The organism is Sphingomonas caeni (assembly GCF_026013415.1).
GTDB lineage: Bacteria > Pseudomonadota > Alphaproteobacteria > Sphingomonadales > Sphingomonadaceae > Sphingomonas > Sphingomonas caeni.
Genome location: NZ_JAPDOK010000012.1, coordinates 12,554 through 26,083 on the forward strand (window position 1 = coordinate 12,554; position 13,530 = coordinate 26,083).

A 13,530-nucleotide genomic window follows, 5' to 3' on the forward strand; every position below is an offset into this window, starting at 1 on the left:
GGTCGGCATGGTTTGCCGATGACTGACTGACGGTTTCAAAGAGCGGCAGCGGCGGGCTTCCCGGCGATCTCAGCAGGCGAAATCCAACATTTCAAGCTGCTTGGCTCCCCTCCCTGCAAGGGAGGGGCAGGGGGGTGGGTGGCGAGCGCAGCGAGCGAGCCGTTTGGTCGAAGTTGAAGAAATGCCGGGGCATCGAGCCCCGCCTTTTCTAACCCACCCCTAACCCCTCCCTTGCAGGGAGGGGAATCAATTGGGACGCCGCTTCAGCGCCACCAGAGCCGTATCCAGCGCCTGCAGGAAGCGCGAGCGGTCGGTCTTCGAGAAGGGTGCCGCGCCGCCGATCTGGTCGCCGCCGGCGCGCAGGTCCGCCATGATCGCGCGAACCGCGATGGCCGAGCCGATCGAGGCGGCGGTGAAGGGTTTGCCCGTGGGGCTGAGCACCATCGCGCCGGCCTTGAGGCAGCGGTCGGCCAGCAGGATGTCGGCGGTGATCACCACCGATCTGGGCGTGGCCTGCTCGGCGATCCAGTCGTCCGCCGCGTCGAAGCCGTCGCTGACCGTCACACGCTTGAGCAGCGGGTGCTGGGGGATGCGCAGGAAGCTGTTGGTTACGACCGTGACGGGCACGTCGTGGCGGAAGGCGACCTTGTAGATCTCCTCCTTCACCGGGCAGGCATCGCCATCGACGAGGATGGTAGGGGTCAATGCGCTATCGGTGCTCCGGCGAAGGCCGGAGCGCAGGAGGTCAAGGGGCGACGCCCGCGGCCAGCGCTCCGGCCTTCGCCGGAGCACGGACAGGGAAGGCCCGCCGCCACATTCACTTCGGGCGCGGGCCCTTCGGTCCGCCATGGGGCTTGTTCGGACCCTTGCCGCCGAACGGCTTGGCATAGTGTTTCGGGGCCGGGCGGCCGTCATTGCCGCGGGCGTTGCCGGTGCGCGGCGGGCGAGGCGGCGCTTCGGGGCGGGGACCATCGACGCGGAAGCCGCCATCGCCGGGTGCGGTGCGGTGGAGCGTGGGGCGCGGGGCGGGGCCGGAGCGCTGGCCCTCGACGGGGCCCGGCGATGGCTCGATGCGGACATCCTCGCCGCCTTCCTCGGTCGCGGTGCGAGCGACGGCGGCGGTGAACTTGGCGGCGAGCGCGCGCGGAATCTGGAAGGCGGTCTCGTTCGCGGCGATGCGGATCGCGCCGACCTCGTTCTTGGTGACATGGCCGCGGCGGCAGATCAGCGGGAGCACCCAGCGCGGATCGGCATTCTGGCGGCGGCCGATATCCATGCGGAACCACACGACATCGTCGAAGCCGGGGCGGTGCTTTTCCTGCTGCGCGGCGCGGCGCGCCTCCGGAGTTGCCTCGATCATCTCCTCGGCCTGCGGCATCGCGGCGCGATGGGCATGGACGAGCGCGGCGGCGATCTCCTCGGCGCTCTTCTCGGCGAGCAGGCGTTCGGCGAGCAGCTTGTCCTCGTCATCGACTTCGACGGGCGCGAGCAGGGCCGCGAGCAGGCGCTCGCGATCATTGGCGCGGATCATCTCGGCGGTCGGCGCCTGGATCCATTCGCACTGGATGCGCGCGCCCTGGAGCATCTGTTCGACGCGGCGGCGGCGCGGATAGGGGACGATCAGCACCGCCGTGCCCTTCTTGCCCGCGCGGCCGGTGCGGCCCGAACGGTGCTGGAGCGCCTCGGCATCGCGCGGCAGCTCGACATGGACGACGAGGCTGAGGCTGGGCAAATCGATCCCGCGCGCGGCGACATCGGTGGCGACGCAGACCCGGGCGCGGCGATCCCGAAGGGCTTGCAGCGCGTGGTTGCGCTCGTTCTGCGAATGCTCGCCGGAAAGCGCGACGACCGAGAAGCCGCGATCCTGGAGCGTCGCGTGCAAGTGGCGGACATTGTCGCGGGTCGCGCAGAACAGCATCGCGGTCTCCGCCTCGTGGAAGCGGAGCAGGTTGATCACCGCATGCTCGATGTCCGAGGGGCTGACGGTGACCGCCTGATACTGGATGTCGCCATGGCCGCGATCCTCGCCGACCGTCGAGATGCGCAGCGCGTCGCGCTGGTAGCGCTTGGCCAGCGCGACGATCGGCTTGGGCATCGTCGCGGAGAACAGGAGCGTGCGGCGTTCGCCGGGCGAGGCGTCGAGGATCGTCTCGAGATCGTCGCGAAAGCCCATGTCGAGCATCTCGTCGGCTTCGTCGAGCACCGCGACGCGCAGCGCCGACAGGTCGAGCGCGCCGCGCTCGAGATGGTCGCGCAGCCGCCCCGGCGTGCCGACGACGATATGCGCGCCGTAGCTGAGATTGCGGCGCTCTTTCGAGGCGTCCATCCCGCCGACGCAGGTGGCGATGCGCGCGCCGGCCTGGCCATAGAGCCACATCAGCTCGCGGCTGACCTGGAGCGCGAGCTCGCGCGTGGGGGCGATGATCAGCGCGAGGGGTTCGCGGCTGGGTTCGACCCGGCCTTCGGAGGTGAGCAGCTCGCCGGCCATGGCGAGGCCGAACGCGACGGTCTTGCCCGAGCCGGTCTGGGCGGAAACGATCAGGTCGCGGCCGAGCGCCTGCGCCTCGAGCACGGCGGCCTGCACGGGCGTGGGCGCGGCATAGCCACGCGTGGCGAGCGCTTCCGAAAGAAGCGGCGGGAGTTCTGAGAATGACATGGAGGGCGCCACATGGGCGTGAAGGGGGGAAAGGGCAAGCGCGAAGTTGTGCGGAGGGGGCTTCTCTTAGCCCCTCCCGCCTTCGCGGGAGGGGGCATTCTATTCGAAGCGGGGCCTTCTCTTTCTCCCCTCCCTGGAAGGGAGGGGCTGGGGGTGGGTATCGCCGAGGAACTCGGCGACTTGGTGCAGGATGTGTTCGGTGGCGCCATCTGGGTTTTCGAGGACGTCGGGGTTCCAGAGGCGGATGACGCGCCAGCCTAGGGATTCCAGATAGGCGGTGCGCCGGTGATCTTCCTCGACGGTGTCGAGATGCTGGCTGCCGTCGAACTCAACCGCCAGCTTCGCTTTGCGACAGACGAGGTCGATGATGAAGGGATCCTCGATATACTGACGCGTGAACGCGGGACGATAGCGGGAGGTGCGGTGCCAGATCGCCAGCTCCGCCGGCGTGGGGTTGTTGCGCAGCTCGCGGGCGCGGTCAGTCAGGTATTTCGGGATACGCCGATTCATTTGGCGAGGGTAGATTGGCTGCGCTTCGCTTGCCATACCCACCCCTAACCCCTCCCTTTCAGGGAGGGGGATCAGATTGCGTTGCCCGCAGCGACCCCGCTCGCCCAGGCCCATTGGAAATTATAGCCGCCGAGCCAACCGGTAACATCGACCGCTTCGCCGATCGCGTAGAGGCCGGGGGCCTTCGCCGCCTCCATCGTCTTCGAGCTGAGTTCGGCGGTGCTGATGCCGCCGGCCGTCACTTCGGCCTTGGCGAAGCCTTCGGTGCCGTTGGGGTGGAAGGTCCATTCGGACAGTCGCCGTTCGGCTTCGAGAAGCGCTCGGTCGCGCGTATCGCCGAGCTTCGTTTGGATGCCGAGTCTGTCTGCCAGGACCTCGGCGAGGCGATCCGGCATGTTGATGGCCAGATATTTGCGCAGCGTTGTATTCGGTCGGTCCCATTTGGCGCCGAGCAGCCAGCCCGGATCGACATCGGGGACGAAATTGATCTCAATCGGCTCGCCGTGGCGCCAATAGCTGGAAATCTGGAGGATGGCGGGCCCCGATAGCCCGCGGTGCGTGAACAGCGCCGCCTCGCGGAACGCCGCCTTGCCAGCATAGGCGATGACCTGGATCGACACCCCTGAAATGTCGCGGAACAGGATTTCGTCGCCGCCGAGGGTGAGGGGCACGAGCGCGGGGCGGGGCTCGACCACCTTGAGGCCGAATTTCCGGGCGAGGTCGTAGGCGTAGCCGGTCGCGCCCATCTTGGGGATCGAAGGGCCGCCGGTGGCGATGACGAGCGCGGGGGCGCTTGCCTCGCCGACGCGGAAGCGGGCATCGGCATGCTCGACCTGGGGGGAGAGGCCGGTGACGATCTCGACCCCGCCCCGCGCGCATTCGTCGAGGAGCATGTCGACGATCTGGCGCGCCGAGCCGTCGCAGAAGAGCTGGCCGAGGGTCTTTTCGTGCCAGGCGATGCCGTGCTTCTCGACCAGGGCGAGGAAGTCCTGCGCGGTGTACCGGCTGAGCGCGGACTTTGCGAAATGCGGGTTCTGCGAGAGATAGCGGTCGGGCGCGGTGTGGATATTGGTGAAGTTGCAGCGGCCGCCGCCGGAGATCAGGATCTTCTTCCCCACTTGGCCGGCCTGCTCGACCAGCAGCACCCGGCGCCCGCGCTGGCCCGCGGTCGCGGCGCACATCAGGCCCGCGGCGCCGCCGCCGAGGATGATCGCGTCGTAGTCGATGATTCCAAACTCCGTTCGTCCTGAGTAGCGATTGAGTAGCCCCGAAGGGGCGTAGCGAAAGCGCGTATCGAAGGACTTGTGCTTCGATACGGGTCTTCGACAAGCTCAGCCCCTACTCAGCACGAACGGGTGGGAGAAGGGGCGAGCCTATCCTACCGCAGTTTCGCGATGTTCAGCCCGTCCGCCTTGGCGCGGTCCTTCACCGATTCCTCGCTGCGGGTCAGCGCCTTGGCGATGGCTTTCAACGCCATGCCCTTCTTGGCCAGCGTATGGAGTTTCTGGACCTCGTCGGGGCGCCAGGGCTGGCGGTGGCGTTCGAATTTCTCGCTCATCGTGCCGTCCTAGCGCACTCCACGCATCCGGGCGAGGTTTCGAAACGAAGCTGTTATGATATGCAGATACCGGAGGGGATCGGGGCATGCGCGACTTCTGGATCAGGTTCGGGCGCAAGTTGGTGCTCGCGGTGCCGGGGCTGCTCGCGGTCGCGCTTGTGCTGGTGCTCAACCTGACCGGAATCGGCGGGCTCGATCGCGCCGGCATGCTGCTGTTCGACACCTACAACCGCATCGCGCCGCGCGAATATAAGGACGCGGGCGTGCGCGTCGTCGATATCGACGAGGAATCGCTCAGGAAGCTCGGGCAATGGCCGTGGCCGCGCAGCGACATGGCGGCGCTGACGCAGAAGCTGGTCGATGCGGGCGCGGCCGTGGTCGCCTATGACATCGTCTTTGCCGAACCCGACCGGACCTCACCCGCGCGGCTGGTCGAGCGGGCGAAGCGCGAGAAGGCCGATCCCGCCGCGATCCGCGCGCTCGAAGCGCTGCCCGACAATGACGCGATCTTCGCGGACACGCTGAGCCGCAATCCGGTGGTGCTGGGCTTTTTCCTGGGCCAGGGACCGAAGAGCGAAACCGTCGAGCCCAAGGTTGGCCCGGCCTGGGGAGGCACCGAGCCCAAGAGTCTGATGCTCAACTTCACCAGCGCGACCCAGCCGATCAAGCCCCTGCGCGACGCCGCGCCGGGACTGGGCGCGGTGAGCCGGATCGGCGACGATGACGGCATCGTCCGCCAGGCGCCGATGGTCATGATGCAGAACGGGACCTTCCTCTTCTCGCTGGTGATCGAATCGTTGCGCGTCGGGCAGCACCAGCAATCGACCATGATCAAGACCGACAATGCCAGCGGCGAGTTCGGCGAGGGCAACTCGATCGCCTCGCTCAAGACCGGTGACGTGGTGGTGCCGACCGATGCCGACGGGCAAGTCTATGTCTATTACACGCGCGACGAGCCGAGCCGCGTCGTGCCCGCGTGGAAGATCCTGACCGGCGCGATCCCGCCCGAGAAGCTGGCTGAGATGTTCGACCAGACGATCGTCTATGTCGGCACCGGCGCGCCGGGACTGCAGGACCTTGTCTCGACTCCGCTCAAGAAGCGCGAGCCCGGGGTGATGGTCCATGCGCAGGCCACCGAGCAGGTGCTGCTCGGCCAGTTTCTCCAGCGGCCCTATTGGGCGAACACCATCGAGCGCGGCAGCCTGATGGTGCTGGGCGTGCTGATGGCGCTGCTGCTGCCATGGATGGGGGCGACGCGCGGTGCGGTGCTGGGCGTGCTGATGGTGGGCGGGATGGCGCTGGGGAGCTGGATGGCCTTCCGCCAGCAGATGCTGCTGCTCGACCCGACCTATCCGATCCTCGGGCTGATCCTCGCCTGGGTCTCGGTGACGGTGTTCACCTACTATCGAGAGGAGCGGCAGCGAGCCTATATCCACCAGGCGTTCGACCGCTATCTCTCGCCCGATCTGGTCAAGCGCATCGTCGATGATCCGAGCCGGCTCCAGCTGGGTGGCGAGGAGCGCGAGATGACCGTGCTGTTCTGCGATATCCGCGGCTTTTCGCGGATTTCGGAGAAGCTCGATCCGCAGGAGATCATCCGCTTCCTGATCGCGTTCCTGACCCCGATGTGCGACATTTTGCTCGCGCGGAAAGCGACGATCGACAAGTTCATCGGCGACGCGATCCTCGCCTTCTGGAACGCGCCGCTCGACGATCCGGACCAGTATGGCAACGCCGCGCGCGGGGCGCTGGCGATGGTCGAGCGGTTGAAGCAGCTCAACAAGGAGATGCCGGGCGGGGCCGAGCCATGGCCCGGCGATGTCGGCATCGGGATCGGTCTCAATTCGGGGCCGTGCTGCGTCGGCAATATGGGGTCGGCGCAGCGGCTCAGCTATTCGCTGATCGGCGACACGGTGAACCTCGCCTCGCGGATCGAGGGGCTGACCAAATATTATGGCGTGACGATCGCGATGGGCGAGGATCTGCAGGCGCGGCTGCGCGAATTCGCGACGATCGAGCTCGACCGGGTGCGCGTGGTGGGGCGCGACGCGCCCGAGACGGTGCATGCGCTGGTGGGCGACGAGGCGCTTGCCGGGAGCGAGGCGTTCCGGGCGTTTGCGGCGGAGCATGATGCGGTGCTGCTGGCCTACCGCGCGCAGGCCTGGGACGAGGCGGCGGCGCTGCTCGCCAAGGGCGAGGCGGCGGCGAAAGGCTATGGGCTCGGCAAGCTCTATGCGCTGATGGGCGAGCGGGTGGCGCGGTATCGCGATAACCCGCCGGGGGCGGATTGGGACGGGGTCTACGGGGCGACGGAGAAATAGGTCAAACCTATCGTCACCCCCGCGAAAGCGGGGGCCCATCTCCTGCGCGACGACCGGAACGGGGCGGCTGAATGGGTGGCTACGTTTACATCATCACAAATCGCAAGAACGGTGCGCTGTACACCGGCGTGACCGCCGAAATCACGCAACGCATCGTCCAGCACCGCGAACGCACTGGAAGCCGCTTCGCGAGCAAGCATGAGATCTACCGCCTCGTCTATATCGAGCCGCATGACGAAATTGAGGCTGCGATCGTCCGGGAGAAACAGATCAAGAAGTGGAATAGGGCGTGGAAGATCGCGTTGATCGAGCGGGACAATCCTGATTGGCGGGATTTGTGGTTCGATCTCAACCGTTGAGTTGCGGGTGAGGGCAGGAGATGGGTCCCCGCTTTCGCGGGGATGACGTTGTTATTTTGGAACCCCCAGCGCCGCCGCCTCGGATTCGAGCTGGGCCTTCGCGCCCGGATTGGCGGCGATCGCGTCGCGCAAGGCCGCCTTCGCCCGATCCGGTTCGTTCAGCTGCATCCGGCTGCGCATCAGCATGATCCAGCCGGCGAGGTTCGAGGGATCGGCCTCGAGCTTGGCCTCGAGCCGCTCGACCATTCCGCGGCCCATTTCCATCTGCTGGCTGGGCGAGAGGCGGGCGCCGTCCTGGACCTGTTCGGCGGTGGGACCGGGGAGGTTCGCGACGGCCGTCGGCGGCGCCCCCGCGCCCGGAGGCGTGGGCTGCTTGACTGCGGCGAGGCGCGAGGCGGTCTCGATATGGTGGATCTTGCCGACCTGCTCGATCGTCTGGCGCAGGCCCGCTTCATAGACCGAGCCCGGCGGCGTATCGGCGAGGAGCGCGAGCCAATCGGTGATCGCGCCCTCATGATCGCCGTCCAGTTCCCTGGCGACCGCGAGATAGTAGCGCGCGGACGGGTTGCCGGGATCGATCGCCAGCGCCTTGCGCAACGCCACCCGCGCCTCGGGCGACATCGAACTTTCGCCCGTCGCCTTGAACATCGCCTCGCCCAGCAGCGCCCAGAGATCGGCCTTGCCCGGCAGAAGCGCGGCCGCGCGCTGGAGGGCGGGGACGGCGAGGGCGAACTCCTCGCGGTCGAACCGCGCCATGCCGAGGCGCGACCAGGCGGCGCCGTCATCGGGGTGAACATTGGCGGCGTCTTCGAGCGCGTCGATTGTCAGTTCGCCGGCCATTTCGTTGGCCGGTGCGGGCGCGGCGCCGCGCAGCGACGACCAGAGGATTGTCCCGCCAAGGATCAGCAGCGCGGCGATGAGCGCCACAAGCGCCCATTTCCGCGCCTTTGCGTCCGCGTCCATTGCCCCGTCGTACCTCCGTAATGGGTGGCGCGTACCGCCTCGCGTGATAGTGTGCGCGGGCGTGCAGCTAACGCAAGGGGGCGTGAGGGGTGGATCGCGTACGCATAGCGATCGTCGGTTCTGGGCCCGCCGGGCTCAGCGCCGCCGCGCGCGCGGCGCAGCTGGGGCTCAGCCACGTCCTGCTCGAAAAGACCGATCACCTCAGCGATACGATCTACAAATACCAGAAGGGCAAGCATGTGATGGCGACGCCGTCCGCGCTGGTCCTGCGCTCCGACCTCGATTTCGATGCGGGCAAGCGCGAGCTGGTGCTGGGGACCTGGGATAGCCAGACCGCGAAGCACAAGGTCAATGTCCGCTACCGGAGCGAGATCAAGGCGATCGAGGGCGAGGCTGGGGCATTCCGGCTGGCGCTGACCGACGGCGCGGTGATCGAGGCCGAGACGGTGGTGCTGGCGATCGGGACGCAGGGGAACCCCAATCTTGTGCGCTGCCCGGGCGCGAATTTGCCGCACGTCCAGTATCAGCTCGACGATCCCGGCGAATATGTCGACGAGCATATCACCGTGATCGGCTCGGGCGACGCGGGGATCGAGAATGCGCTCGGACTCGCGGCCGATGCGGCGCAGGGCAATACCGTGACCATCCTCAACCGTTCGGGCGATTTCGCGCGCGCCAAGGGGGCGAACGTCAAATTGCTCAACGAGGCGGCGGAGCGCGGGCGGATCACGATCCGGCTGGAGACGACGCCGGCCGAGATAAGACCCGGCGAAATGGTGCTCGAGACGCGTGACGGGCAGGAGACGATCCGGTGCGACCGGGTGATCGCGCGGATGGGCTCGGCGGCGCCGCGTGCGTTTGTCGAAGCGTGCGGGATCGAATTTTCGAGCGCCGACCGCGAGGCTTTTCCCAAGCTGTCGCCGACCTTCGAGAGCACCAAGCCCGGCATCTTCGTGATCGGCGCGCTCGCGGGCTATCCGCTGATCAAGCATTGCATGAACCAGGGCTATGACGTCATCGAGTTCATCAACGGCAACAAGGGGCTGAAGCCCGCCGACGAGCCGCTGCTCGAGGCCAAGTTCGCCAAGTTCAAGGCGCGGCGCAGCGTCGACGAGTGGCTCGAACTGCTGCGGACCAATGTCGCGATCCTGCACGAGCTGTCGCCGCTGCAGATGCGCGAGTTCATGCTCGACAGCGAGGTGCGCGCCTACAAGCCGGGCGAGATGATCTTCGAGCGCAACGATCCGGGATCGTCGCTGTTCGCGATCGCGCAGGGGAGCGTGCTGGTCGAGGTCGACAAGGACAATCCAAGGATCACCGTGCCGATCGAGCAGGGTTCGGTGTTCGGCGAGGTCGGGCTGATCTCGGGCCGGCGGCGCGGGGCGACGATCCGTGCGGGCGAGAATGCGGTAATCGTCGAGGTCTCGCGCACGGCGGCACTGAAACTCATGGCATCCGTGCCCGCCGCCAAGCGCGCGCTGACGCGCATCTCGGTCGAGCGGCAATTGCTGCAGATGTTCGGATCGGGGCTGACCGCGGCGGATCTGGCGGAGGTGATCGATGCGAGCGAGGTGATCACCGTCCCCGCGGGCAAGCACATCATCACCGAGGGCGACGAGGGCCAGGACATCTTCGTGATCCGCGTGGGCTCGATGATCATCGAGAAGCAGGTCGGCGGGAAGCCGGTGTTCCTCAACTATCTGCCCGCGGGCTCCTATGTGGGCGAGATGGCGCTGATCGCGGGGGGCAAGCGCACCGCGACGGTCAAGGCCGCGATCAAGTCCGAGGTGATCAGGCTGCCCGGCGATGCCTTCCTCAAGCTGGTCAAGGCCAGGCCGCGGCTGCTCGACAAGCTCCGCGCCGACATGGCCGACCGGCAGAGCATCAACAGCTTCATCGAGAGCCGGAAGGACAGTTTCTCGGGCGTGGTCGACATGTATTCGGCGACCGCGGGCTTCCTGATCGAGAACGGGATCGGCGAGGCGACCGACGTGCTGCTGATCGACGAGAATCTCTGCGTCGGCTGCGACAATTGCGAGAAGGCGTGCGCGGATTCGCATGACGGGCTCAGCCGGCTCGATCGCGAGGCGGGGCGGACCTATGCGCACCTGCACGTGCCGACCTCGTGCCGCCACTGCGAGCATCCGCACTGCATGATCGATTGCCCGCCCAACGCGATCCATCGCGGGCCGGATGGCGAGGTCTTTATCGACGAGAAATGCATCGGCTGCGGCAATTGCCAGCGCAACTGCCCCTATGGCGTGATCCGCATGGACAGCGTGCCGCCCAAGAAGCCGCCGCTCTTCGCCTGGCTGTTGCTGGGCCTCGGGCCGGGGCCGGGCGAGCCGGACAAGGCGTGGAAATACAAGGACAAGAAGGAAGGCGCCGAGAAGCCCAAGAAAGCGATCAAGTGCGACATGTGCGCCGGGATCAAGGGTGGGCCGGCCTGTGTGCGGGCGTGCCCGACCGGGGCGGCGATCCGCGTCGCGCCCGAGCAGTTCCTCGGCGTGTCGCGGCTCGAGCGCGAGACCGACTAGTGGCGGGGGTCTTCAGAGACCGCGACCTCGATCGCCGCGGGCGGGTGCGCGAGGTGACGCTCCACGACGGGTTCCTGCGCCACAAGAGCTTTCGCTGGCTCAAGATCTCGGCGGCGCTGAGCCTCGCGGTGACACTGGGCTATTTCATGGCCGACGTGACGCCGCGGCCCAATGGCGGGAGCTGGTACGGCTATACGCTCGGCACGATCGCGGTGCTGTTGATCCTGTGGCTGACCCTGCTCGGGGTGCGCAAGCGCTGGATGACGCGGGGGCGCTGGAGCCTCAAGGCCTGGACGAGCGCACATGTCTATCTGGGGCTGAGCCTGATCGTGATCGGGACGCTTCACACCGGGTTCCAGCTCGGGTGGAACGTCCACACCCTGGCCTGGGCGCTGATGATGCTGGTGATCGTCTCGGGCATCTGGGGGATCATTGCCTATGCGGCGTTGCCCAAGGCGCTGAGCAGCAACCGCGAGGAACTGACCCAGACGCAGATGCTCGAAGGGCTGCGCGCGATCGACCGGCAGCTCCACGAGGCCGCGCAGCCGCTGGCGCCCAGCCAGGCGGCGCTGGTGCAGAAGTCGCTCGACCAGAATGTGTTCGCGGGCGGGCTTTGGCGGCGACTGTCGGGACGGCATCGCGGCTGCGCGACGGCCAGGGCCTTGCGGGGAATCCGCCGCGGCGACGGACTCGAAAAGGTCCAGTCGCTGCTGGAGCGCAAGAGCGCGATGCTCGCGCGCCTCCGCCGCCACCTCCAGCTCAAGGCGATGCTCGAGGTGTGGCTCTATGTGCATGTGCCCGCCACCTTCGCGCTGATCGCGGCGCTGACCGCGCACATCACCAGCGTGTTCTTCTTCTGGTGAGGGGGGACGCATGGCCTTCCTGATCCGCAGCGTCACCCAGACCGCCGATCACCGCGAGATCGTCCGCGATACGCGCATCGACAAGGAGGTGCTCGGCATCGGCCGCGCGGCCGAGAATGAGGTGTCGCTGCCCGATCTCAGCGTCGATCCCCGCCATGCGCGGATCGAGGCGCGCGATGGGCGGCGGATCGCGGTGATCGCGAACGGGACGCTCGGCTTCGAGGTCGATGGGCGGAGCACGCGGAGCACGACGATCGACAGCGGGCGCGGGGCCGAGCTGGCGTTTGGCGGGCACCGCATCACCGTGGGGCATGAGGGCGCGGACGTGGTGCTCACGGTGCGCCGCGTCGATGCCGTCTCGGACGCCGAGGAGGAGCGCGACGAGGCCAGGGCCTTTTCGCTCAGGGGCAAGCTGCCCGGGCGGCGGCTGACCGCGTGGCTGCTGGTCGCGGCGGTGCTGCTCGGCTTCCTTGCGGTTCCGGTCTGGACCTTCATGAAGGGGCCGGAGAAGACGATCTACGAGGCGCAGGCGCAGCATAGTTGGTCGAGCGGGCCGTTGAGCGCGGCGCATCACCAGCTCGAGGGCAATTGCGAGTCCTGCCATGTCCAGGCCTTCGTCTCGGTGCGCGACAGCGCCTGCGCGTCGTGCCACAAGGACGTCCACGACCATGCCCCGCCCGAGCGGATCGGGCGCGCGCGCGCGAAACCGACCGCGTGGGGGTCGCTCCTCCAGGCGGTGGCGAAGACCTTCGGCAAGCCCGGGCCCGGCGCGTGCGTCGATTGCCATACCGAGCATGAGGGCGCGGGGCGGATGGCGGAGACCAAACAGGCCTTCTGCACCGATTGCCATTCGACGCTCAGTCAAAGGCTGGCGGACACGAAGCTGCCCAATGCGGGCGATTTCGGGACCGCGCACCCCGAGTTCAGACCGACCTATGGCCAGGGCCGGGTGGCGATCGGCGCCCAGATCGCGAGCGGGCTGAAGTTCCCGCACGACCTGCACCTCAACACGCGCGGCGGGGTCGCGCGGATGGCGCAGACCTTGCGCGGGCGCTACCCGTTCGGCGACGCGCTCGACTGCAAGGACTGCCACCGGCCCGATCGCGACGGCGTGCGCTTCCAGCCCGTCGAAATGGAGAGCAGCTGCGGCATGTGCCACAGCCTCGCCTATGACAATGTCGGCGGCACGGTGCGGACGCTGCGCCACGGCGATGTCGCCCAGGCGATCGCCGACCTGCGCGCCTCGACCAAACACGCGCCGCGCCCGCCCGCGCTCGATGGCGGGCGGCGGCGGCCGGGCGAGTATCAGCAGGGCCGCGTCTACAGCGCCTATTTCGGGCCCGCGTCGCAGCGCGGTTCGGACTATGCCGTCCGGCTGCTCTTCTCGCAGAACGGGGCCTGCGCCGAGTGCCATACAATCACGCCCGTCGGGAATAGCTGGACGGTCGCGCCGGTCGTCCAGCCCGGCCGCTATCTGATGCATGGCTGGTTCGATCACGCCGCGCACGCGACTGAGACCTGCACCAGCTGCCATAAGGCTGGCACTAGCGGCGCTTCGTCCGATCTGCTTCTGCCCGGAATCGAGACATGCCGGACATGCCATGGCGGGGAGAACTCGCGGGCCAAGGTTCCATCGAGCTGCGCCATGTGCCACAGCTATCATATCGCCGACGGAGCGCCCTGGGCGCCGAGCCGGCCAGTGGGTCGTACCACCGAGGACGCCGCGCCCAATCGCGGGCGCGAGCGAAGATAGGGGGAGGGCA

General features: G+C 67.7%; 11 protein-coding genes. 5 read left to right on the top strand and 6 right to left on the bottom strand.

Going from position 1 to position 13,530, the window contains the following annotated elements; translation table 11 throughout:
- Positions 1-246: 246 nt before the first annotated feature.
- The 5 genes from OF829_RS19600 to OF829_RS19620 form a co-directional block, all read right to left on the bottom strand.
- On the bottom strand, positions 247-705 hold the full coding sequence (locus OF829_RS19600) for a YaiI/YqxD family protein (RefSeq protein ID WP_264941893.1): 459 nt from the start codon (positions 703-705) through the stop codon (positions 247-249).
- A 112-nt stretch (positions 706-817) separates the two neighbouring features.
- Positions 818-2,656 carry a DEAD/DEAH box helicase gene (locus OF829_RS19605; RefSeq protein ID WP_264941895.1) on the bottom strand — a complete coding sequence of 613 codons (1,839 nt, stop codon included), beginning with the start codon at positions 2,654-2,656 and terminating at the stop codon, positions 818-820.
- A 99-nt stretch (positions 2,657-2,755) separates the two neighbouring features.
- On the bottom strand, positions 2,756-3,166 hold the full coding sequence (locus OF829_RS19610; protein WP_264941896.1) for an endonuclease domain-containing protein: 411 nt from the start codon (positions 3,164-3,166) through the stop codon (positions 2,756-2,758).
- Between the two features lie 71 nt (positions 3,167-3,237).
- Entirely contained in the window at positions 3,238-4,395 is a 1,158-nt protein-coding gene (locus OF829_RS19615; RefSeq protein WP_264941938.1) for a BaiN/RdsA family NAD(P)/FAD-dependent oxidoreductase, read from the bottom strand.
- A 149-nt stretch (positions 4,396-4,544) separates the two neighbouring features.
- The gene (locus OF829_RS19620) at positions 4,545-4,724 is read right to left on the bottom strand and encodes a hypothetical protein (RefSeq protein ID WP_264941897.1); all 180 of its coding nucleotides are present in this window, start codon (positions 4,722-4,724) and stop codon (positions 4,545-4,547) included.
- Between the two features lie 86 nt (positions 4,725-4,810).
- Between OF829_RS19620 and OF829_RS19625 the strand changes: the two genes are divergently transcribed.
- Entirely contained in the window at positions 4,811-7,045 is a 2,235-nt protein-coding gene (locus tag OF829_RS19625) for a CHASE2 domain-containing protein (RefSeq protein WP_264941898.1), read from the top strand.
- Between the two features lie 71 nt (positions 7,046-7,116).
- Positions 7,117-7,404 carry a GIY-YIG nuclease family protein gene (locus OF829_RS19630; RefSeq protein ID WP_264941899.1) on the top strand — a complete coding sequence of 96 codons (288 nt, stop codon included), beginning with the start codon at positions 7,117-7,119 and terminating at the stop codon, positions 7,402-7,404.
- A 51-nt stretch (positions 7,405-7,455) separates the two neighbouring features.
- Here the strand turns inward: OF829_RS19630 and OF829_RS19635 are convergent, their stop codons facing one another.
- A complete protein-coding gene (locus tag OF829_RS19635; RefSeq protein WP_264941900.1) occupies positions 7,456-8,367 on the bottom strand; it encodes a tetratricopeptide repeat protein in 912 nt (303 codons plus the stop codon).
- A gap of 89 nt (positions 8,368-8,456) precedes the next feature.
- On the opposite strand from OF829_RS19635, the gene OF829_RS19640 reads away from it, so the two are divergent.
- From OF829_RS19640 to OF829_RS19650, 3 genes are read left to right on the top strand one after another with little or no spacing between them, the layout of a single operon-like run.
- The gene (locus OF829_RS19640; RefSeq protein WP_264941901.1) at positions 8,457-10,904 is read left to right on the top strand and encodes a cyclic nucleotide-binding domain-containing protein; all 2,448 of its coding nucleotides are present in this window, start codon (positions 8,457-8,459) and stop codon (positions 10,902-10,904) included.
- Positions 10,904-11,767 carry a hypothetical protein gene (locus OF829_RS19645; RefSeq protein WP_264941902.1) on the top strand — a complete coding sequence of 288 codons (864 nt, stop codon included), beginning with the start codon at positions 10,904-10,906 and terminating at the stop codon, positions 11,765-11,767. Before OF829_RS19640 ends, OF829_RS19645 begins: the two co-directional genes overlap by 1 nt.
- A gap of 10 nt (positions 11,768-11,777) precedes the next feature.
- Positions 11,778-13,520, top strand: a complete 1,743-nt coding sequence (locus OF829_RS19650) for a cytochrome c3 family protein (protein WP_264941903.1) — start codon at positions 11,778-11,780, stop codon at positions 13,518-13,520.
- Positions 13,521-13,530 lie beyond the last annotated feature (10 nt).